The organism is Pseudomonas sp. OTU750018, assembly GCF_011636575.1.
GTDB classification, from domain to species: domain Bacteria; phylum Pseudomonadota; class Gammaproteobacteria; order Pseudomonadales; family Pseudomonadaceae; genus Aquipseudomonas; species Aquipseudomonas peli.
The window spans coordinates 170,510-191,333 of the sequence record NZ_JAAPAU010000003.1; the positions used below are offsets into that span (position 1 = coordinate 170,510).

Here is a 20,824-nt window from a genome sequence, read left to right on the forward strand (position 1 = left end):
CACCGCTCATGGATATGATTTCTGACGGCATCTACAACCTGATCATCTTCGTGCTGGCCATTTACGTGGGCTACCACGTGGTGTGGAACGTGACTCCGGCCCTGCACACCCCGTTGATGGCAGTGACCAACGCAATTTCCGCCATCGTTATCGTCGGCGCCATGTTGGCTGCCGCGCTGACCGTGACTCCGCTGGGCAAGACCATGGGCACCCTGGCGGTGGCTCTGGCTGCGGTTAACGTGTTCGGTGGCTTCCTGGTAACCCGGCGCATGCTGGAAATGTTCAAGAAGAAAGCGCCTAAGGCGCAGGTGGAGAAGCACTGATGAGCATGAATCTGATCACTGTTCTCTACCTCGTCGCCTCGATCTGCTTTATCCAGGCGCTCAAAGGTCTGTCGCACCCGACCACGTCGCGTCGCGGCAACCTGTTCGGCATGATCGGTATGGGCATTGCTGTGCTCACCACCGTCGGCCTGATCTACAAGCTGGGTGCGGAAATCGCCACCCAGGGCATTGGCTACGTGATTGTTGGCCTGTTGGTCGGCGGCACTGCCGGTTCGATCATGGCCAAGCGCGTGGAAATGACCAAGATGCCGGAACTGGTCGCCTTCATGCACAGCATGATCGGCCTGGCCGCGGTGTTTATCGCCATTGCCGCTGTCGTTGAACCGCAGTCGCTGGGTATCGTTGCCGCTCTGGGCGATGCGATTCCGGCCGGTAACCGTCTGGAGCTGTTCCTCGGTGCGGCCATCGGTGCCATCACCTTCTCCGGTTCGGTGATCGCCTTCGGCAAGCTCTCGGGCAAGTACAAGTTCCGCCTGTTCCAGGGCGCACCGGTACAGTTCAAGGGCCAACACTGGGTGAACCTGGCCATCGGCCTGGCGATTCTGGGCTTGGGCTTGGTGTACACCTTCACCGGTGATATCACCGCCTTCGCCATCCTGCTGGCCCTTGCTTTCGTCATCGGCGTGCTGATCATCATCCCGATTGGCGGCGCGGATATGCCGGTCGTTGTCTCGATGCTCAACAGCTACTCGGGCTGGGCAGCGGCCGGTATCGGCTTCTCGCTGAACAACTCGATGCTGATCATTGCCGGTTCGCTGGTAGGTTCTTCGGGCGCGATCCTCTCGTACATCATGTGCAAGGCGATGAACCGTTCGTTCTTCAACGTGATCCTCGGTGGTTTCGGTGGCGCGGCTGAAGCCGCTGGCCCTGCCGGTGCTCAGGAAGCGCGTCCGGTTAAGTCTGGCTCGTCCGACGATGCGGCTTTCCTGCTGACCAACGCCGACACCGTGATCATCGTTCCGGGTTACGGCCTGGCAGTAGCCCGTGCCCAGCACGCGCTGATGGAGCTGGCTGAGAAGCTGACCCACCGTGGCGTGACCGTGAAGTACGCGATCCACCCGGTTGCCGGTCGTATGCCTGGCCACATGAACGTACTGCTGGCTGAGGCTGAAGTGCCTTACGAGCAGGTGTTCGAGATGGATGACATCAACTCCGAGTTCGGCCAGGCCGACGTGGTGCTGGTGCTCGGTGCCAACGACGTGGTCAACCCGGCGGCGAAGAACGATCCGAAGTCGCCGATCGCTGGCATGCCGATCCTCGAGGCTTATAAAGCCAAGACCGTGATCGTCAACAAGCGCTCGATGGCCAGCGGCTACGCCGGCCTGGACAACGAACTGTTCTACCTGGACAAGACCATGATGGTTTTCGGCGACGCCAAGAAAGTCATCGAAGACATGGTTAAAGCGGTCGACTAACCCTCGCTGCGACGCTGTAGAAAAAGCCCGGCTCAATAGCCGGGCTTTTTTCTGTCCACTCGATCAGAAAAGTGTTTTTCTCATGGCAAAATCTGAAAAACAGGTCAGCTGTCACATAAGTGCAATTTGAAACTGTACCTATATGGTTTCACTGAAATTAAGTGCTAAACGCAGGTCTTTCATCTGCTTTCGTACCGTTTTTAGGCTAAAGCACTTATGGCCAGTACAGCTAAGTGTAAAACAGGTCAAACAGTTACAAAGCAAACTATCTATTTGTGCTGCAATTTCATTCAGCTGTGGCTACAGCGAAGTGGGGGCAACGGCAATAATTCTCCCATCGCAACACACCACTGACCCGCCACAAGCGGAAGGATGACCACCATGGAACGTACCCTCAGTTCCGACCTGTTTTTTGATCACAGCCAATCCACCGGCTCCAGCGCTTTGCCGCTGCGTATGCTGGCTTCTGTTCTGCAATGGCAGCGCCGCGTTGTTAGCCGCCGCCAGCTGGCTCGTCTGGACTCCCGTCTGCTCGCAGACGCTGGTATCAGCGAAGCACAGCGTCACGCCGAACTGAGCAAGCCCTTCTGGCGTTAACTGCTGCCAGACACCGATTTCTGCTCCTCCCTTAATGGGATTTTTGAAAGCTCCAGCGCCCTGCGTGTTGGGGCTTTCTTTTTATGTGCCGTGGAAAGTGCTGAAGCAATTGCGCAGCTGCAACAGTCTGCTGTGCTGTTAAGCGGTACAGTTCCTATAAAAAGCTTACTGCGCCATAACAATTTTCAGGTGCTGTCTCTGACCCTGATGTCAGCTTGCGCGCACCATGGACTGCCCTCTTCTGTCTCTGACAAGGAATTGCGCCATGGAACGCACACTCAAACACCCATCCAACGCAACGGCTCAGGTAAACCAACCGCTCTGGTTGCGCGCCTATGCCGCGCTCTGTGGCTGGCAGCGTAATCTGCGGACGCGAAGCCAATTGGCGCGCCTCGATAGTCGTCAGCTGGCCGATGCAGGTATTACTGAGGCGCAACGACAGGTGGAGCTGGCAAAGCCGTTCTGGAGATAAATTGCCTGGCAACCAACCCGCATCGTCAAGGTCTACACTGAACCCAGCCTGTCTGTTGGGCCTTTTCAGGAGCGTGGATATGAATGCGATAAAGACCTTGAGCCTTGCGGCATTACTGGCGTTGACCGGCACGGCTAGCGCCACCAGCTTTGTGGTCACCACTGATGCGGTGGTGGGTGCGGTCGGGGCGACCTCGGAGGCGAGTTCCGATGTGTCGTCTTCCTTTACCGACGATAAGATCGTCTTGGCCGCGCGCGACGATGCCGCCGCGTTTGTTGCCAGCCAGGGCGACATCCGTGGGGCGCGCCTGGAGGCCGCTCTGCAACATATCCGTCAGCAGGTGCCGACGTTACAGGGCGACGATATGCAGTTGGCGACGGCCATCCTCAGCCTTTGAGCGCACACCGCCGGCGCTTAGCCAGAAGCGCTGGCGGAACTGTGTGGCACACTGCTCGTCTAAGCCAGTCCAAACGATGTGATGGCTGATTATTGGAGATGTATATGCGCCCTATCTTGCTCAGTGCCGTAGTTGCAGTTGTTCTGTTCAGTGCCACTGCACAGGCGCAAACCCTGGTGGCGACCAGCAATATCATCGTACGCGCGCTGGATCGCACCTTCGACTTCACCTCGGATACCACCACCTCGGTGCGCGACTCGAAAGTCGTGCTCGCGGCGCGTGACGATGCGGCCAGTTTCGTCGCCAGCCAAGGGCAGATTCGTGGTGCGCAGCTGGAAGCTGCCATCGGCACCATTCGCAGCCAAGTGCCTGAGGCGCAAGGCGCTTCCGACCTGGTATTGGCCGAAGCCATCCTGGCACTGTGAGTTGGCCGCGTACCTGGCTGCTCGGGCTGGCGCTACTGGCCAGCACCTGCAGCCAGGCCGAGTTGCGCCTGCAGCTAGCGGGCGCCGAGCTCAGCCCTGCTGAGCGCCAGGCCAGCCAGCAACTGCTGCAAGACGCCTTGGCTGCTTTGCCACCACAGCTCAAACAGCAACTAGACCGCAGCGTCAGTGTGCGCTGGCGTAGCTTGCCTGCGGAGGTGTATGGCCGCGCAGGGCGGTTCAGCGGCATCGAACTGAATGCCGCGTTGCTCCAAGGGTTAAGCGATGGCAGTAGCGCTACCAGCCTAACCAATCGACCCCATGGCAGCGTGCGCCAAGAGTTGCTGGCGACCGTGCTGCATGAAATCACTCATCTATATGACCGTGCCCAGCTCTGGCCGCCGGAGGATCGGCAGTTGCAGCGCCAGTGTCGCCAACGCGAACAGAGTCTTGGAGCCGTTGGCTTGCCGGATCACTGCCGCGGGCAGACGGCGCGGCGCTTTACCCTGAGCGATGATCCGCTGCTGCTAGATCTGGCCGGCTGGCCACAGCAGGTCGGGCGCCGTGGTGCGCGCGAGCCGGACAATCATCAGGTCGCGCGCAGCCCGGATAGCTATGAGCTGAGCAACTCGCGCGAGTTTCTTGCGGTGAATATGGAGTACTTCCTCCTCGACCCCAGCTACGCCTGTCGCCGGCCCTCGCTGGCGCGTTACCTGAGCGCGCATTTCGCCTGGACGCCGGCCAATCAGCAGCCCTGCGCCGAAGGTCTGGCTTACTTGAATGCCGGGCGCGACTTTGCCCGCCAACCGCTGGGCAGCATCGATCCGCAGCGGGTTTACCAGGTCGATTACCTTCTGGCCGAAGCCAACGATGCACTGGCCAGCCGCTGGGGCCACAGCATGTTGCGACTGGTGATTTGTGCGCCTGGTCGACCGCGTGGGCCGGATTGCCGGCTGGATCTGCAAGAGCATCTGGTGCTTTCCTACCGCGCCTTTGTCGGCGACGTGCAGCTATCGAGTTGGGATGGTCTGACTGGGGTTTATCCCTCGCGGCTGTTCGTTCTACCGCTGGAGCAGGTGATCGAGGAATACACCAAGGTCGAGCTTCGCAGCCTGGCCTCGGTGCCGCTCAAACTGGACCGTATGCAGCTGGAACAACTGGTGACCCGCGCTGCCGAGCAGCACTGGAGTTACGACGGCAACTACTGGTTTATCTCCAACAACTGCGCCGTGGAAACCCTCAAGCTGCTGCGCAGCGGCAGCCAGCACCCGCGTCTGCACGCGCTCGACAGCATCATGCCCAACGGCTTGCTCGACACTCTGGTGGCGCGCGATTTGGCCGACCGCAGCGTGCTTGACGATTCCGCCGAAGCCCTGCGTCTGGGTTATCGCTTCGACTCGTTCCGTGACCGTTACCAGGCCATGTTCAGCGTGCTGCAGACGCAGCTGCCGATTGAGCAAACGCAGGTTGAGGACTGGCTGACCCAGCCAGCCGAGAAGCGCCAACCCTGGTTCGACCGCGCCGATCTGCGCACCAGCGCGGCGCTGTTGTTGCTCGAACAGGCGGCACTGCGTCGGCAACTGTTATTGGCTCAGGATGAACTCAAGCGCCGCTACCTCAGCGGCCGTGATGGCGTTGATCCCACGGTGAACAAGGCCGGCGGCGCGCTGCAGCAGATCCTCGCCAACAGCGGTTTCCTCAGTCGCCCGGCCGAGTTACTCGAAGGTGGCTACGGTCTGCCACAGCGCGCCGAATGGCAGCGCCTGGAAACCGAAAGCCAGGCGCGCCAGCAGCAACTGCGCCAGCTCAGCGACAACCTCGACCAGGAAGTGCGCACCTTGTTGGAGCCGACGCGACTGGCCGAATTACAGGCCACTGAAGCCAACCTGACGCAACTGGGCAAGCATCTGCGCACGCTGCACAAAGCCGGCGGTGGCCTGCAGTTGCCCTAGTCCATGAGTTCCTGATCTTCCTCGGGCAACTGCGGGTCGAGGTGCAGCCACGGCAGACGGCTTTGCACCCAGATATGTCGATCCGCCGGGGCCTGCTCCGGCTCGTCCAGCGTAGCGACGGTCACATCCAGGGTCTCCGGGCTGAGCTGGGTGAACAACGCCAGATGCGCGCCGCACTGCCCACAGAAATAACGCGTACAACTGGCTGACGAGGCGTACTCACGCGGTGTGCCGGCCAGCCAGCGAAAGCTTGCTAGTGGCACGGTAACCCAGGTGGTAACGATGCCTCCTGTACTGCGTCGGCAGATCGAGCAATGGCAGTGGGCAATGTCCTGCAGTGGCGCCGCGAACTGATAGCGCAATGCGCCGCACTGGCAGCCACCTTGATAAATAGCAGGCATGGCGTGTCCTCATCGCAAAGGGCAGGTAAGCCAGCCTAATCCCGACATCATCCTTGCGTCACCCCTGTTGGCTGCTCAAGATGGCGGCTTAGCTGTGGCTGGAGGTTGCCGTGCTGGAGTTGCTGTTGGCCTTGTGGCCGTTGTTTGCCTTAATCGTCGCTGGGTATTACCTACGACGCTGGGCGTTCCCCAATGAGGCGTTCTGGCCGGGTGCTGAGCGACTGAACTATTTCATGCTGTTCCCGGCGCTGCTGTTCAGCAGCCTGGCGACGGCGCCACTGGATAATCCAGCGTTGCCGCGCCTGGGTTTGGCCGTGCTGCTGGCGCTGGGCATCGCCTGGCTGGCGCTGTTGCTGGTGCGACGTTTGCGTGGCTGGCCGGCGGGGCGCTTTGGGGCATTTAGCCAGGGCATTCTGCGGTTCAACACTTATCTCGGCCTGGCAGCGGTGGGCAGCCTGTTTGGCCAGGAAGGCCTGACCCTGGCGGCCATCATGCTCGCCCTGATGGTGCCGACGGTGAATGTGCTGTCCGTCTGGTCGCTGACCGCCGAACGTGGCGTCAGTGCGCGCAGTCTGTTGCTGCCGATTCTGAAGAATCCGTTGATCCTCGCCTGCCTGGGCGGCGCGCTGGTCAACCTCAGCGGTCTCGGCCTGCCGGGCGGCAGTGATCGGCTGCTCAGTCTGTTGGCTGCCGCCAGTCTACCGCTGGGCCTGCTTTGCGTTGGTGCGGCGCTGAAACCTGAACAGTTGGGTGGTGAGATTCCGGCCCTGGGGTGGAACAGCCTGCTGCGTCTGCTGGGCATGCCGATGCTGGCCTGGTCGGTGGCCTACGGTCTGCAGTTGCCGGCGATGGAAAGCACCGTATTGGTGCTGTTCTTTGCTCTGCCAACTGCACCTACAGCCTATGTATTAACCCGACAGCTGGGCGGTGACAGCCAATTGATGGCCGGCATTATCACCCTGCAAACCCTGCTGGCAGCGGCCAGTTTGCCGCTGCTGTTGCTACTGGTGGTTGGCTGATTCATATCCCAGGAAAGGTCGGGCGGATGGTCGGTGCTTGGTGGTACATATAAATTACTGTATTTATATACAGTAATTTATGGAGTCAGCCCATGTCCGTCTCTCTGCCACCGCGCGGTCGCGGTACCGCCAGTAATCCGCATAGCCGTTTTGCGCCGTTGCGCATTATTGCCAGCGATGACGGCTGGTTTCAGGAGGTGCCGGCGAGCCGGGCGACCGAGGTGCGCAGCGAAACTGCAAAAAGCATCATCACCCGCAACCAGTCGCCAGACCTACCGTTTGATCGCTCGCTCAATCCCTACCGTGGCTGCGAACATGGCTGCATTTATTGCTACGCCAGGCCCAGCCACGCTTACTGGGATCTGTCGCCGGGGCTGGATTTTGAAACCAAGCTGATCGCCAAGACCAATGCCGTGGCCCTGCTCGAACAGCAGCTGAGCAAGCCTGGCTATGTCTGTGCGCCGATCAACCTGGGCTCCAATACCGATCCCTATCAACCGATCGAACGCCAGCACCTGCTGACCCGCAACAGCCTCAAGGTGCTGCTCGACTACCGTCACCCCGTGACCATCATCACCAAGGGTGCCTTGATTCTGCGTGACCTTGATCTGCTTACTGAGCTGGCGCAGCAGCGGCTGGTGGCGGTGATGATCAGCCTGACCACCCTGGATGACGAACTCAAACGCATTATGGAGCCGCGCACCGCTGCGCCGGCAGCGCGCCTGCGGGCGATCCGTGTGTTGCGTGAAAACCGTATTCCGGTCGGCGTGCTGTGCTCACCTATGATCCCGATGATCAACGATATGGAGCTGGAGCACTTGCTGGCAGCGGCCAAGGACGCTGGTGCGCAGAGCGCCAATTACATGCTGCTGCGTCTGCCGCGCGAAGTGGCACCGTTATTCGAGGAGTGGTTGCAGGCGCACTACCCGCAGCGCGCTGAGCATGTGCTCAGCCTGATCCGGCAGAGCCGTGGCGGTGCGCTGTATGACAGCCGCTTCGGTCTGCGTTTTCGGGGTGAAGGGGCGTTTGCTGAACTGCTCGCGCAACGCTTTGCCCTGGCCAGCAAGCGCCTGGGTCTGAATCGACGTGAGGGGTTCAACTTGGACTGCACGCGCTTCTGTCCGCCGGGTGGTCAGCTGGCGCTGCTCTAAGGGGAAGGTACCGTTAAAGATTGCCGTGAGGGTCCAGGGCAGTAACACTTGGCATGTGACTTGCCAGCCTGCTTGGCTGTCGCTTTAGCAGGTTTTTTCAGGTTCAGAGGTCGCAAACATGCCATACAAGCATCAGTTGATTCCGCTGCAGGGTCGCACAGGCACTGAGAGTGCCGAGGAAGCCCTGCAGACCATCGTTGATGGTTTCAAGCGCTTTCGCAGCGAAATCTTTCCGCAGCAGGAAGACCTGTTCAAAAAGCTCGCCACTGCGCAGAACCCGCGTGCGATGTTTATCACCTGCGCCGACTCGCGGGTGGTGCCGGAGTTGATCACCCAGAGCTCGCCGGGCGACCTGTTCGTCAACCGCAACGTTGGTAACGTGGTGCCGGCTTACGGCCAGATGATGGGTGGGGTGTCCACCGCCATCGAGTACGCGGTGCTTGCGCTGGGCGTGCAACATATCATCGTCTGTGGCCACTCTGACTGCGGTGCGATGAAGGCCGTGTTGGCCCCCGAGACCCTGGAGAGCATGCCGACGGTGAAGGCCTGGCTGCGTCACAGCGAAGTGGCGCTCAAGGTGGTCGAGGCGAACTGCGGCTGTGAAGGCCATGACAGGCTGGGCATTCTCACCGAGGAGAACGTGGTGGCTCAGCTCAATCACCTGTGCACCCACCCGTCTGTGGCGGCGCGGGTGGCCAGCGGCCAATTGTTTATTCACGGCTGGGTGTACGACATCGAGACCAGCGAGATCAAAGCGTACGACGCGGTGAAAGGTGAGTTTCGCTTGATTGGCGACGGTCCGCTGCCGATGGCCACCCCCCGTGCGCGCTATCTGCCGGACAGCTAACAGGCTGTTGAATAACCACCTGCCTAGGCAAACGCGCGCTGGGTTTAAGGCCAGTCAACCCGTCGCGCGGGTTTCATTCAGCTGCAGCTCCACACCGAGCTGCCGAGATAGGCATGGCCAGCGCTTCCAGGCCGCATCTGTCTGCGGGTTGTTCAAGCGTTCGCGGTAGGCTTGCACTGAGTCCTGAGCAAAGCTGGCCTCGTCGAGCATGCCGTCGACCGCATGGTGCACGGCCTCGTCCAATTGGTTGGCAAAGGCCTCGCCAATCAATTGGTGGGCGATCAGATTGGCCACTGTGGTATCCAGCGGAATCAACGGCGCGCCCAGGTGGGCGATGTAGCGATCATTCACTTCCTCGACCAAGCGATGGGCCAGATAGGCCTCGTCGAGTAATCCCTCCAGCCCCTCATGGCCGGCCATCAGTGCAGGCGGTTGCAGAAAAAACTGCTCAGCCACCTTGAGCACCGGTTTGATCTGCGCCTCGATTCCTGCTTCCAGCGATACCTCATGGGCCGCCTGCAACAGTTCTGGCACCTGTTCGATATACGCGCTGACAAAACGCTGCAACACGCCGTGCGTGTCTTCATTGGGCAGGCGAATGGAGGGGTGCAATTGACCCAGGTGGGCTTGCATCTGACTGGCCAGCTGACCCGTGCTGGCTTCGTGTTGGTGCGCACGCTGAATCAGTACGTGCAAAGCGGCGATGTTCATGACTGCTCCTGAAATGAGGACATGGGCGAGAACCTTAGCTGGCTGAGCGTCTTGGCTAAGACCCGATTGTCATAATTATTAAACAGTTATGCGAGTCGGCTATATGTCGCAGCGCCAACCTCCGCCGATCCCGCGCCAGCCGTGGTCTTTAGCGTGTGGTCTGCAGTGGATGGCTCATTTCGGCTTTCGCGTTGCCAGGTGTAAGTCCGTGTCTATACTCGAATTCGAAAGGCAGTACCTGATAACTCCGAATCAGCTCTGGCATGGACAGTCCTCGCAGGCATTTTCACCGTAAAGATCTGCGCTTGCTGAGCCACTGACCGATTCGGCGGGATAACAAGAACAATTAAGGGGAACCCGCAATGATGCGACATCCACGAGTCTGGATGGGCCTCCTGTTGTGGTTGGTATTCAGCTCGGCACACGCCAGCTGGGGCATCAATATGACGCCCGGTGCCACCGAGGTCAGCCGCTCAGTATTTGATTTGCACATGACCATCTTCTGGATCTGCGTCGTCATCGGCGTGATCGTGTTCGGCGCGATGTTCTGGTCGATGCTCGTCCACCGTCGCTCAACAGGCCAGCAGCCCGCGCACTTCCATGAAAGCACCACGGTCGAGATTCTCTGGACGGTCGTGCCGTTGGTGATTCTGGTGCTGATGGCGATACCGGCGACCAAGACCCTGATCGAGATCTATGACTCCAGCGAGTCCGAGCTGGATATTCAGGTCACGGGTTATCAATGGAAATGGCATTACAAATACCTGGGTGAAGATGTCGAGTTCTTCAGCAACCTGACCACGCCCAAGGATCAAATCAACAACAAGGCCACCAAGGGCGAGCACTACCTGCTCGAGGTGGACGAGCCGCTGGTGGTGCCGGTCGGCACCAAAGTGCGCTTTCTGATCACCGCCGCCGACGTGATTCACTCCTGGTGGGTGCCGGCACTTGCGGTGAAGAAGGACGCCATCCCTGGTTTTATCAACGAATCCTGGACACGTATCGACGAGCCGGGCATCTACCGTGGCCAGTGCACCGAGTTGTGCGGCAAGGATCACGGTTTTATGCCCGTGGTGGTAGAAGCCAAGTCGAAAGAGGACTACGCCACCTGGCTCGCCGAGCGCAAGGTTGCAGCGGCTGCCGAACGTGAGCTGACCACTAAAGAGTGGACCATGGACGAGTTGATGGCGCGTGGCGAGAAGTCCTACCAGACCAACTGCGCCTCCTGCCACCAGCCAACCGGTGAAGGCCTGCCGCCGATGTTCCCTGCACTCAAAGGCTCGGCGATTGCCATGGGACCTGCGGCCGGTCATATCGGCATCGTGGTCAACGGCAAGTCGGGTACTTCGATGGCCGCTTTTGGCAAGCAACTCTCTGAAGTCGATATCGCCGCGATCATTACCTACGAGCGCAATGCCTGGGGCAATGCGGTAGGCGACATGGTTACGCCGAAAGACATCCTCGCGTTCAAACAGGCTCAGGAGTAAGGACATGAGTGCAGTGATCGATCCGGGCCACGCTGGCCACGGTCATGCCGGACATGACCATCACCACGGCCCTGCCAAAGGCCTGATGCGCTGGGTGTTGACCACCAACCATAAAGACATCGGCACCATGTACCTGTGGTTCAGCTTCGCCATGTTCCTGCTGGGTGGCAGCATGGCCATGGTGATTCGTGCCGAGCTGTTTCAGCCGGGCCTGCAGATCGTGCAGCCGGAATTCTTCAACCAGATGACCACCATGCACGGCCTGATCATGGTCTTCGGTGCAGTGATGCCGGCGTTTGTGGGCCTGGCTAACTGGATGATTCCGCTGATGATCGGCGCGCCGGACATGGCCCTGCCACGGATGAACAACTTCAGCTTCTGGCTGCTGCCTGCTGCGTTCGGCATGTTGATCAGCACATTATTTATGGAGGGCGGCGGACCGAACTTCGGCTGGACCTTCTATGCACCGCTGTCGACCACCTACGCGCCGGAGTCGGTGACCTTCTTTATCTTCGCCGTGCACCTGATGGGTATCAGTTCGATCATGGGCGCGATCAACGTGGTCGCCACCATCCTCAACCTGCGCGCCCCCGGCATGACCCTGATGAAGATGCCGCTGTTCGTCTGGACCTGGCTGATCACGGCCTTCCTGCTGATCGCGGTAATGCCGGTACTGGCCGGCTGCGTAACTATGATGTTGATGGACATCCACTTCGGCACCAGCTTCTTCAGTGCCGCCGGTGGCGGTGACCCAGTGCTGTTCCAGCACGTGTTCTGGTTCTTCGGTCACCCCGAGGTGTACATCATGATCCTGCCGGCGTTCGGCGCGGTCAGTGCGATCATTCCTGCCTTCGCCCGTAAGCCGCTGTTTGGCTACACCTCGATGGTCTATGCAACAGCGAGCATCGCCTTCCTGTCGTTTATCGTCTGGGCGCACCACATGTTCACCGTCGGCATCCCGCTGACCGGTGAGCTGTTTTTTATGTACGCGACCATGCTGATCGCCGTGCCGACTGGGGTGAAGGTGTTCAACTGGGCCAGCACCATGTGGCGAGGCTCGATGACCTTCGAAACGCCGATGCTGTTCTCCGTGGCCTTCGTCATCCTATTCACCATCGGTGGCTTCTCCGGGCTGATGTTGGCCATCGCCCCGGCGGACTTCCAGTACCACGACACCTACTTTGTGGTGGCGCATTTCCACTATGTGCTGGTGCCTGGGGCGATCTTCGGCATCTTCGCCTCGGCCTACTACTGGCTGCCGAAGTGGACCGGTCATATGTATGACGAAACCCTCGGCAAGCTGCATTTCTGGATGAGCTTTATCGGCATGAACATGGCGTTCTTCCCGATGCATTTTGTTGGCCTGGCCGGCATGCCGCGACGTATCCCGGACTACAACATGATGTTCGCCAACTTCAACATGGTCTCGAGCATCGGCGCCTTTATGTTCGGCGCCACTCAGTTGCTGTTCCTGTTTATCGTCATCAAGTGCATCCGTGGCGGCAAACCCGCTGCGGCCAAGCCTTGGGACGGTGCCGAAGGGTTGGAATGGACAGTGCCGTCGCCAGCGCCTTACCACACCTTCTCCACACCTCCTGAAGTGAAATAGGGAGCCGACCGATGAGTGAAGCCCTGTCGACTCGTCGTCTAGTTATCCGCCTGTCACTGGTGGTGGTCGGCATGTTCGGCTTCGGCTTCGCTCTGGTGCCGATCTATGACGTGATGTGCCAGGCCTTTGGCATCAACGGTAAAACCGCCGGTGCCTATGAGGCTGGGTTGCAAAGCACCGATGAGTCGCGCCAGGTGCGGGTGCAGTTTCTCGCCACCAATGCCGCTGAGATGGTCTGGGAGTTCGGTCCTCAGGCCGACGAGGTTCTGGTGCATCCGGGTGACAGCACGCAGATGCTGTTTGTCGCCTACAACCCCACCGACAAGCCGATGACCGCGCAGGCGATCCCCAGTGTGGCGCCGTCCAAAGCCGCTGCCTACTTCCACAAGACCGAGTGTTTTTGCTTTACCCAGCAGGTCCTGCAACCCGGTGAGCGTATCGAAATGCCGGTGCGGTTTATCGTCGATAGAGACTTACCGGCAGATGTTCGCCACCTGACCCTGGCCTACACCTTGTTTGATATCACCGTGCGCAAACCGCCGGTGGCACAAGCGACCCTTACCCGGGCGGCTCCATAAGGAGAACAATAAATGTCGAGTCACGAAACTCACGAAAGCTATTACGTCCCGGCCCAGAGCAAGTGGCCGATCATCGCCACCCTGGGCATGCTGTTCTCGGTGTACGGCGTAGGCACCTGGTTCAACGATATGAAGGCCGATCGCGCCGATTCCAACGGCCCGCTGATCTTCTTTATCGGCGGCCTGTTTCTCGCATATATGTTGTTCGGCTGGTTCGGCAATGTGATCAAGGAAAGCCGCTCCGGCATGTACAGCCCACAGATGGATCGCTCGTTTCGCTGGGGCATGAGCTGGTTTATTTTCTCCGAGGTGATGTTCTTTGCCGCCTTCTTCGGCGTGCTGTTTTACGTGCGTACCTGGGCTGGTCCCTGGCTCGGCGGTGAGGGCGACAAAGGGGTGAGCAATATGCTCTGGCCGGGCTTCGAATACACCTGGCCGCTGCTCAATACGCCTGACCCGAAACTCTATCCGGCGCCGAGTGGCACCATCAGCGCTTGGGGCTTGCCGCTGATCAACACCATTCTGCTGGTCACTTCCAGTTTTACCCTGACCTTCGCCCACCACGCGCTGCGCAAGAACCACCGCAAGCCGCTGACCCTGTGGCTGGCGCTAACAGTGATTCTCGGCATCGCCTTTCTGGTGTTGCAGGTCGAGGAATATATCCACGCTTACACCGAACTGGGCCTGACCCTGGGTTCGGGCATCTACGGCGCGACCTTCTTTATGCTCACCGGCTTTCACGGCGCTCACGTAACGCTGGGCGCGCTGATGCTGAGCATTATGTTGATTCGGGTTATTCGCGGCCATTTCAGCCCCGAGCAGCACTTCGGCTTCGAAGCGGCGGCCTGGTATTGGCACTTTGTGGATGTGGTGTGGATTGGTTTGTTCGTCTTCGTTTATGTGCTGTGACGAGCCTTACCAGGTGACATGCGAGACCAGTTGGCCACTGTAGAAACCCCAGGCAATAAGGGCGACGGTCAAGGCAGTGAGGCTCACGCGTACTGTCAGCGCGTTGACCACACGGGAGGTTCTACCTTCGTCCTTGACCAGAAAGAACAGGCCACTGAATAGGCTGACCAGAGTAGCCAGTAGTAACAGGACGATCGCGGCTTTGAGCATGCGTGACTCCCAAGCGGAACTTCGGGGGAAGGGAAATGCGCTTCAGCTGCAGTATAGCCAGCTTGTTCAGGTCTTCAGGAAGGTCACTATGAGCGCCTTCCGTCCTGGCTGGCTGCCCAGCGTACTGGTGCTGCTGCTATTTCCCTGCCTGGTCGCTCTAGGCTTCTGGCAGCTGGCGCGGGCCGAAGAAAAGCGCGAGCTGTTGGCCGCACATCAGGCTCAGCAACTGGCCGCACCGATCAGCATCGATGAGCTGGAGCGCCAGCCCAATCCGGCTTACCAGCGCGTACAGTTGCAGGGTTTCTTCGACGCGCGGCATACCTTGCTGCTCGACAACCGCACCCGCGACGGCAAGATTGGCGTGGAAGTGCTGCAACCCTTCTATGACCAAACCAGCGGTCTCTGGCTGTTGCTCAATCGCGGCTGGCTGCCCTGGCCGGACCGGCGCATCAGCCCAACCTTTGCCACCCCGGATACACCGCTGCGTCTGCAGGCCACGGTGTATGTGCCGCTGGGCGAAGCGTTTCAGCTGCAGGATGCGCAACCGACTGCAGGCTGGCCGCAGGTGATCAGCGAGGTCAAGCCGGATGACCTCTGGCAGCAACTGGGGCGTGGTGGCCTGAGCTATGAGGTGCGCCTCGAGCCTGGCCCCGCTTCATTTCAAAGCGATTGGCCGGTTATCGCCATGAGCCCCGACAAACATCTCGGTTATGCCGTGCAATGGTTCGCCCTGGCCGCGGCCTTGCTCTGCCTGTTTATCTATTTAGGTCTATCTAACGCGCGGGAGACTCGCCATGAACCCAGCCATCGCCCTGCCTGAAGTGTCGCCCAGCCAGCGTCGCCGTGGGCGGCTGCAGCTGATCCTGATTCTGGCCGTGGTTATCGGCCCGATGATCCTCGCCAGTGCCATGTATCAGTGGCGTTTCTGGGTGCCGGAAACCCGCAGCTACCACGGCGAACTGATTGGCACCGGACAGACCCGCGCCGACCTCGGCGTAGTCGGTGCCGATGAGCAGCGCTGGCAACTGCTGGTGACCGTGCCGGACGCCTGCGATGCCGCCTGCAAGGAACTGGTGTTTCTCGCCCGCCAGGTGCATATCGGCCTAAACCGTGATATCGGCCGTGCTGCCCATGGTTTGGCCAGTGCCCAGCCCATCGTCGGCGACTACGACGCCCAGCTACGCCGCGAATACCCGCAGCTGACGCGCTATCAGCTGCAGCTGGATGCTTACGGCAAAACCGCCGGCGCCGCCTCCGGCGCGCAGCTGTGGATCGTTGATCCACACGGCAATCTGGTGCTGCGTTATGACGCCACCAGCAAGGGCAAGGCGATTCTCAACGACCTGCGGCACCTGCTGAAAATTTCGCAAATTGGTTAATGCTGCCCACTGCTAAGGACTGATGATGAGCAAGCCCGGTTACCGTTTTGCCCTGTTCGCCACGCTGTTGGCGGTCGTGGTGGTGCTGCTCGGTGCCTATACCCGCTTGACCCACGCCGGCCTCGGTTGCCCGGACTGGCCGGGCTGCTACGGCTTTATCGGCGTGCCGATGAGCGAGCATAAACAGACCCTGGCCGAGGCGCGTTTCCCCGAAGCGCCGGTCGAAGTCGCCAAGGGCTGGTACGAGATGATCCACCGCTATTTTGCCGGCGCCCTGGGCTTGGTGATTCTCGGTCTGGCGGTACAGGCGCTGCGCCGCCGTGGCGAAGTAGATCAGCCACTCAAACTGCCCCTGTTTTTGCTGGGCTTGGTGACGCTGCAAGCAGCCTTCGGCATGTGGACGGTGACCCTGAAACTCTGGCCGCAAGTCGTTACCGCGCACCTGCTCGGTGGTTTCGCCACCCTTAGCCTGTTGTTTCTTCTAACGCTACGTCTATCCGGTAAGGCGGCCGCCTTGGCCAATCTTCCCGCACGACTGCGCAGCCTGGCGGCGCTTGGTTTGCTGCTGGTTGTCGGGCAGATCGCCCTCGGTGGCTGGGTCAGCAGCAACTATGCGGCGGTCGCCTGCGTCGATCTGCCGACCTGTCACGGCGAATGGTGGCCAGCGATGGACTTCGCCAATGGCTTTCACCTGACCCAGCATATCGGCCCTAATTATCTCGGTGGCCAGCTCGACAGCGACGCGCGCACCGCCATTCATATGACCCACCGCATTGGCGCGCTGCTGGTGACCCTGGTGCTGCTGCTGTTGGCCTGGCAACTCAAACGCCATGGCCTGGCGCGGTTGGCCGGGTTGCTGGTGCTGGCGCTGACTGTGCAGATCAGCCTGGGCATCAGCAACGTGGTGTTTCACCTGCCGTTGCTGGTGGCGGTGGCGCACAACCTCGGCGGCGCTGCGCTGCTGCTGACCCTGGTACTGATCAATTACCGGTTGCGCAGCCCTGCACGGCTGGCATCCCCCGCGACAGATACGCCCGTCGGCTTCACTGCGCTGCCCGGCAAATAACCAGAACAATCGAGGAGAGACCTTATGGCTACTCTAGTGCGCGAACAGCAAGCCCACGCCACGTGGCGCGATTATCTGGAGCTGACCAAACCCCGCGTGGTGGTGCTGATGCTGATCACCTCCTTGGTCGGCATGTTTCTCGCCACCCGCGCAGGCGTCGCTTGGCAGGTGTTGATCTTCGGCAACCTCGGTATCGGTCTGTGTGCAGGCGCGGCGGCGGCGGTCAACCATGTGGTCGACCGGCGTATTGATTCGATCATGGCGCGCACCCATAAACGACCCGTAACGGCTGGGCGTTTGTCGCCGACCGCGGCGCTGGGCTTTGCCCTGCTGCTGGCGGTGGCCGGGATGGCGCTGCTGCTGACCTTTACCAACGAGCTGGCCGCCTGGCTGACCCTGGCCTCGTTGCTCGGTTATGCGGTGCTCTACACCGGCTTTCTCAAGCGTGCCACGCCGCAGAACATCGTCATCGGCGGCCTGGCCGGCGCTGCGCCGCCGTTGCTCGGCTGGGTCGCGGTTACCGGGCACGTCAGCGCCGAACCGCTGCTGCTGGTGCTGATCATCTTCGCCTGGACGCCGCCGCACTTCTGGGCCCTGGCCATCCACCGCAAAGAGGAATATGCCAAGGCCGATATCCCCATGCTGCCGGTGACCCATGGCGAGCACTACACCAAGGTGCATATCCTGCTCTACACCCTGGTCATGTTTGCTGTGACTCTGTTGCCTTACGCCATTCATATGAGCGGGCTGCTCTATCTGGCCTGTGCGGTGGTGCTGGGTGGGCGCTTCCTGCATTGGGCGGTGGTGCTGTACCGTGACAGCAAACCGCATGCGGCGATCAACACCTTCAAATACAGCATCTGGTATCTTTTCGCGCTGTTTATCGCCCTGCTGGTCGACCACTATCTGCTGTTAAACCTGTAATCGTTGGTGCCATGACCCGAACCCAGATCACCGTTTTTGTTCTCGTTGCCATCGTTGCCCTGGTGCTGGGCCTGACCGTCAACAAGGTGCTGACCAGCAAGGGCCAGGGTGATCCCACGGTGCTGCTGGATGCCGGCATCGTGCTGCTGCCACAAAGCCGCAACCTGCCAGAGCTGAGCCTGACCAATCAGGATGGGCAGACCGTGGCGGTTGATCAGCTCAAGGACCAGTGGAGCCTGCTGTTCTTCGGTTACACCTTCTGCCCGGACATTTGCCCGGCCACCCTCGCCCAGCTGCGCCAGCTGCAGGGCCAGCTACCGCCGGAAACCCTGGCCAAGCTGCGCATCGTGCTGGTCACAGTGGATCCGCACCGCGACACCCCGGAGCAGTTGAAGAAGTACCTGGAGTATTTCGATGCCGGTTTTATCGGCCTGACCGGCGAAGAGGCGATCATCCAGAAGCTGGCCAACGGTGTCAGCATTCCGTTTATCCCGGCCGATACCAGCAAGGAAAACTACACCGTCGATCACAGCGGCAACCTGGTGCTGATCGGCCCCGACGGCAAGCAGCGTGGCTTTATCCGCGCGCCGATCAACAACACCAAGCTGGCCGCGCAGCTGCCCGGCCTGCTTGATCGCCCGTAACCCCCTATTTGGCAAATAGCTGGCTGATGTCCTTGAACGCCTTGAACTCAAGGGCGTTACCGCACGGGTCGAGCAGGAACAACGTGGCCTGCTCGCCAACCTGGCCGGCGAAGCGCACATAGGGTTCGATCACAAATGGCGTGCCCTTGGCCTGTAGCCGCGCCGCCAGTATCTGCCAATCATCCCAGCCCAGCACCACACCGAAATGCGGCACCGGCACGTCGTGGCCGTCCACCGGGTTGCTGTGCGCGGCCTCCTGATAGGCCATCTTCGGCGCCTGGTGGATCACCAGCTGGTGGCCGAAGAAGTCGAAATCCACCCAGTGGTCGCTACTACGGCCCTCGGCACAGCCGAACACCTTGCCGTAGAAGTGCCGTGCAGCGGCCAGGTCGTAAACGGGAATTGCCAGGTGAAAGGGTGCGAGCGCCATGCTGGAGTTCCTTGAAAGGGCGGTCTGCTGATTCTCAGCAACAGCGATTCTGATTAAAAGCGAATATCCTTGCTCGCAAGCACAAACGAAATTGATCAGTCGAGGCGTCGATGCTGCGCGAATTGAAAACCTTTGTGGCGGTGGCGCGGCATGGCACCTTCGCGGCGGCGGGTCAGCAGGTTGGCCTGACTCAGTCGGCGGTGAGCGCGCAGATGCGTGTGCTGGAGCAGGGGCTGGGCGTCCGCCTGTTCGAGCGCAGTGGACGCTCGGCGGTGCTCAATGCGGCCGGTCGGCATGCCTTGCCGCTGGCGGAGCAGATGCTTGGGCTCTATGCGCAGATGGCCCTGCCGACCAGCGCGGCCGAGTGGCAGGGCGAGCTCAAGGTTGGGGCGATTGCCACGCTGCAGACGGGGCTGCTGCCCGAAGCCTTGCCGCGATTTCGTGCAGCCGCGCCACGCGTCGAGCTGAAGCTGGTGCCGGGGGTGTCGTTGAACCTGCTGAGCCAGATCGATGCCGGCGAACTGGACCTGGCGCTGCTGATCAAGCCGCCGTTTGAGCTGCCCAAGGAGCTGCTGCAGATCAGCTTGGCGCGCGAGCCGTTTGTGCTGATCACTCCGCTCGGCGTAACGGCGGATGATCCGTTGCAGATCCTCGCCGAGCAGCCGTTCGTGCGTTACGACCGACGCTCGTTTGGCGGGCGACGGGTCAACCAGTTCCTCCGCGAGCAGCGTCTGGTGGTGCAGGAAGCGCTAGAACTGGATGAGCTGGAGGCCATCGTACGGATGGTCGAGTGCGGGCTTGGTGTGTCACTGATTCCGCGCGCGGGTCTGTGGCTGCAGCGGCCAACACAGTTACGGGTGATTGAGCTGGGCGAGCTGACCTTCCACCGCGAACTGGTGGCGATATTGCGCCGCGCTCAGCGTCAGCCCGCTCTGGACTGCCTGCTGGACTGTTTGCGCGAGGCCGCCTTAAACGACAAACCCCGCACGGGGCGGGGTTTGGCAGAGGGTGCAGCTAACGCGGCGTCTTAGAACGCCGGAACTACAGCGCCCTGATACTTCTCAGCGATAAAGGCTTTCACTTCGGCGCTGTTCAGCGCCTTGGCCAGTTTCTGCAGGGCGGCGTTGTCCTTGTTGTCGGCACGCGCAACCAGGATGTTGACGTACGGCGAGTCGTTACCTTCGATGATCAGCGCATCCTTGGTTGGGTTGAGCTTGGCTTCCAGGGCGTAGTTGGTGTTGATCAGCGCCAGGTCGACCTGGGTCAGCACGCGCGGCAGAGTAGCCGCTTCCAGCTCACGCACCTTGATGGTTTTCGGGTTCTCGACGATGTCTTTTGGCGTGGCGAGGATGCCGGCTTCCGGCTTCAGGGTGATAAGCCCGGCCTTTTGCAGCAGCAACAGGGCACGGCCGCCATTGGTGGCGTCGTTCGGGATCACTACGTTGGCGCCTTGCGGCAGGTCGGCGAGGGTTTTGTGCTGGCTGGAGTAGGCGCCGAAGGGCTCGACGTGCACGCCGGCGACGCTGACCAGCTCGGTGCCACGGCTCTTGTTGAATTCATCCAGGTACGGCTGGTGCTGGAAGAAGTTGGCATCCAGGCGCTGCTCGGCGACCTGCACGTTCGGCTGCACGTAGTCGGTGAAGACCTTGATGTTCAGCTCAACGCCTTCTTTGGCCAGCGCCGGCTTAACGAACTCGAGGATTTCCGCGTGCGGTACGGCAGTGGCCGCGACGCTCAGGCTTTCGGCCTGGGCGGAGAAGGCTGCCAGGGCAGCGAATGCAGCGATCAGTTTTTTCATCGTAAAGCTCCTTGTGGGATGTGTGCGGAGTCCGGCAGGTAACCGGTATTCCGCTATTTTGT

At 60.5% G+C, this 20,824-nt stretch carries 25 protein-coding genes; 20 read left to right on the plus strand and 5 right to left on the minus strand.

Going from position 1 to position 20,824, the window contains the following annotated elements:
- Nucleotides 1-8 precede the first annotated feature (8 nt).
- The 7 genes from HCI85_RS16285 (at nt 9) to HCI85_RS16315 (ending at nt 5,599) form a co-directional block, all read left to right on the plus strand.
- Nucleotides 9-323 carry an NAD(P) transhydrogenase subunit alpha gene (locus HCI85_RS16285; RefSeq protein ID WP_090254355.1) on the plus strand — a complete coding sequence of 105 codons (315 nt, stop codon included), beginning with the start codon at nt 9-11 and terminating at the stop codon, nt 321-323.
- Nucleotides 323-1,759, plus strand: coding sequence for an NAD(P)(+) transhydrogenase (Re/Si-specific) subunit beta (locus HCI85_RS16290; RefSeq protein ID WP_090254357.1), 1,437 nt, complete (start codon nt 323-325; stop codon nt 1,757-1,759). Before HCI85_RS16285 ends, HCI85_RS16290 begins: the two co-directional genes overlap by 1 nt.
- A gap of 381 nt (nt 1,760-2,140) precedes the next feature.
- Complete coding sequence (locus HCI85_RS16295; RefSeq protein ID WP_090254359.1) at nt 2,141-2,356, plus strand: DUF1127 domain-containing protein; 216 nt, start codon at nt 2,141-2,143, stop codon at nt 2,354-2,356.
- 265 nt (nt 2,357-2,621) lie between these two features.
- On the plus strand, nt 2,622-2,828 hold the full coding sequence (locus HCI85_RS16300) for a DUF1127 domain-containing protein (protein WP_167146065.1): 207 nt from the start codon (nt 2,622-2,624) through the stop codon (nt 2,826-2,828).
- Between the two features lie 79 nt (nt 2,829-2,907).
- Complete coding sequence (locus HCI85_RS16305) at nt 2,908-3,225, plus strand: DUF2388 domain-containing protein (protein ID WP_090254363.1); 318 nt, start codon at nt 2,908-2,910, stop codon at nt 3,223-3,225.
- Nucleotides 3,226-3,329: 104 nt separating this feature from the next.
- On the plus strand, nt 3,330-3,650 hold the full coding sequence (locus tag HCI85_RS16310) for a DUF2388 domain-containing protein (protein ID WP_167146067.1): 321 nt from the start codon (nt 3,330-3,332) through the stop codon (nt 3,648-3,650).
- Nucleotides 3,647-5,599 carry a DUF7844 domain-containing protein gene (locus tag HCI85_RS16315; protein WP_167146069.1) on the plus strand — a complete coding sequence of 651 codons (1,953 nt, stop codon included), beginning with the start codon at nt 3,647-3,649 and terminating at the stop codon, nt 5,597-5,599. The genes HCI85_RS16310 and HCI85_RS16315 overlap by 4 nt, the downstream gene beginning before the upstream one ends.
- Here HCI85_RS16315 and HCI85_RS16320 read toward each other — a convergent pair.
- Nucleotides 5,596-6,000: a GFA family protein gene (locus tag HCI85_RS16320; protein ID WP_167146071.1), complete on the minus strand. Its 405-nt coding sequence runs from the start codon at nt 5,998-6,000 to the stop codon at nt 5,596-5,598. The genes HCI85_RS16315 and HCI85_RS16320 overlap by 4 nt on opposite strands.
- A gap of 92 nt (nt 6,001-6,092) precedes the next feature.
- Between HCI85_RS16320 and HCI85_RS16325 the strand changes: the two genes are divergently transcribed.
- From HCI85_RS16325 to HCI85_RS16335, 3 genes are all read left to right on the plus strand, one after another.
- Entirely contained in the window at nt 6,093-7,019 is a 927-nt protein-coding gene (locus HCI85_RS16325) for an AEC family transporter (RefSeq protein ID WP_241693814.1), read from the plus strand.
- Between the two features lie 92 nt (nt 7,020-7,111).
- Nucleotides 7,112-8,170: a PA0069 family radical SAM protein gene (locus HCI85_RS16330; protein ID WP_167146076.1), complete on the plus strand. Its 1,059-nt coding sequence runs from the start codon at nt 7,112-7,114 to the stop codon at nt 8,168-8,170.
- 118 nt (nt 8,171-8,288) lie between these two features.
- Nucleotides 8,289-9,017, plus strand: coding sequence for a carbonic anhydrase (locus HCI85_RS16335; RefSeq protein WP_167146078.1), 729 nt, complete (start codon nt 8,289-8,291; stop codon nt 9,015-9,017).
- A 54-nt stretch (nt 9,018-9,071) separates the two neighbouring features.
- On the opposite strand, the gene HCI85_RS16340 is transcribed toward HCI85_RS16335, so the two are convergent.
- Nucleotides 9,072-9,728 carry a hypothetical protein gene (locus HCI85_RS16340; RefSeq protein ID WP_167146080.1) on the minus strand — a complete coding sequence of 219 codons (657 nt, stop codon included), beginning with the start codon at nt 9,726-9,728 and terminating at the stop codon, nt 9,072-9,074.
- 362 nt (nt 9,729-10,090) lie between these two features.
- Here HCI85_RS16340 and coxB point away from each other — a divergent pair, with 362 nt between their 5' ends.
- The 4 genes from coxB to HCI85_RS16360 are packed head-to-tail and all read left to right on the plus strand — an operon-like array spanning nt 10,091 to nt 14,311.
- A complete protein-coding gene (gene coxB, locus HCI85_RS16345) occupies nt 10,091-11,215 on the plus strand; it encodes a cytochrome c oxidase subunit II (protein WP_167146082.1) in 1,125 nt (374 codons plus the stop codon).
- A 4-nt stretch (nt 11,216-11,219) separates the two neighbouring features.
- The gene (gene ctaD, locus HCI85_RS16350; protein ID WP_167146084.1) at nt 11,220-12,824 is read left to right on the plus strand and encodes a cytochrome c oxidase subunit I; all 1,605 of its coding nucleotides are present in this window, start codon (nt 11,220-11,222) and stop codon (nt 12,822-12,824) included.
- 11 nt (nt 12,825-12,835) lie between these two features.
- A complete protein-coding gene (locus tag HCI85_RS16355) occupies nt 12,836-13,402 on the plus strand; it encodes a cytochrome c oxidase assembly protein (RefSeq protein ID WP_167146086.1) in 567 nt (188 codons plus the stop codon).
- Between the two features lie 12 nt (nt 13,403-13,414).
- Complete coding sequence (locus HCI85_RS16360) at nt 13,415-14,311, plus strand: cytochrome c oxidase subunit 3 (RefSeq protein WP_090254383.1); 897 nt, start codon at nt 13,415-13,417, stop codon at nt 14,309-14,311.
- A 6-nt stretch (nt 14,312-14,317) separates the two neighbouring features.
- On the opposite strand, the gene HCI85_RS16365 is transcribed toward HCI85_RS16360, so the two are convergent.
- Nucleotides 14,318-14,521, minus strand: coding sequence for a twin transmembrane helix small protein (locus HCI85_RS16365; protein WP_090254385.1), 204 nt, complete (start codon nt 14,519-14,521; stop codon nt 14,318-14,320).
- An 88-nt stretch (nt 14,522-14,609) separates the two neighbouring features.
- On the opposite strand from HCI85_RS16365, the gene HCI85_RS16370 reads away from it, so the two are divergent.
- Genes HCI85_RS16370 through HCI85_RS16390 form a run of 5 tightly spaced genes read left to right on the plus strand, consistent with a single transcriptional unit; the run spans nt 14,610 to nt 18,534 of the window.
- Nucleotides 14,610-15,341, plus strand: a complete 732-nt coding sequence (locus tag HCI85_RS16370) for an SURF1 family protein (RefSeq protein WP_167146088.1) — start codon at nt 14,610-14,612, stop codon at nt 15,339-15,341.
- Complete coding sequence (locus HCI85_RS16375; RefSeq protein WP_167146090.1) at nt 15,316-15,900, plus strand: hypothetical protein; 585 nt, start codon at nt 15,316-15,318, stop codon at nt 15,898-15,900. Before HCI85_RS16370 ends, HCI85_RS16375 begins: the two co-directional genes overlap by 26 nt.
- A gap of 25 nt (nt 15,901-15,925) precedes the next feature.
- Entirely contained in the window at nt 15,926-16,966 is a 1,041-nt protein-coding gene (locus HCI85_RS16380) for a COX15/CtaA family protein (protein WP_167146092.1), read from the plus strand.
- A gap of 24 nt (nt 16,967-16,990) precedes the next feature.
- The gene (gene cyoE / locus HCI85_RS16385) at nt 16,991-17,890 is read left to right on the plus strand and encodes a heme o synthase (RefSeq protein WP_167146094.1); all 900 of its coding nucleotides are present in this window, start codon (nt 16,991-16,993) and stop codon (nt 17,888-17,890) included.
- Nucleotides 17,891-17,901: 11 nt separating this feature from the next.
- Nucleotides 17,902-18,534: an SCO family protein gene (locus tag HCI85_RS16390; protein ID WP_167146097.1), complete on the plus strand. Its 633-nt coding sequence runs from the start codon at nt 17,902-17,904 to the stop codon at nt 18,532-18,534.
- A gap of 4 nt (nt 18,535-18,538) precedes the next feature.
- Here the strand turns inward: HCI85_RS16390 and HCI85_RS16395 are convergent, their stop codons facing one another.
- The gene (locus tag HCI85_RS16395; protein WP_167146099.1) at nt 18,539-18,964 is read right to left on the minus strand and encodes a VOC family protein; all 426 of its coding nucleotides are present in this window, start codon (nt 18,962-18,964) and stop codon (nt 18,539-18,541) included.
- Nucleotides 18,965-19,074: 110 nt separating this feature from the next.
- Between HCI85_RS16395 and HCI85_RS16400 the strand changes: the two genes are divergently transcribed.
- Nucleotides 19,075-19,995, plus strand: coding sequence for a LysR substrate-binding domain-containing protein (locus HCI85_RS16400; protein ID WP_167146101.1), 921 nt, complete (start codon nt 19,075-19,077; stop codon nt 19,993-19,995).
- Here HCI85_RS16400 and HCI85_RS16405 read toward each other — a convergent pair.
- Nucleotides 19,992-20,762 (minus strand): MetQ/NlpA family ABC transporter substrate-binding protein, encoded by a 771-nt coding sequence (locus HCI85_RS16405; protein WP_090254402.1) that lies wholly within the window; start codon nt 20,760-20,762, stop codon nt 19,992-19,994. The two genes, HCI85_RS16400 and HCI85_RS16405, sit on opposite strands and share 4 nt — an antisense overlap.
- Nucleotides 20,763-20,824 lie beyond the last annotated feature (62 nt).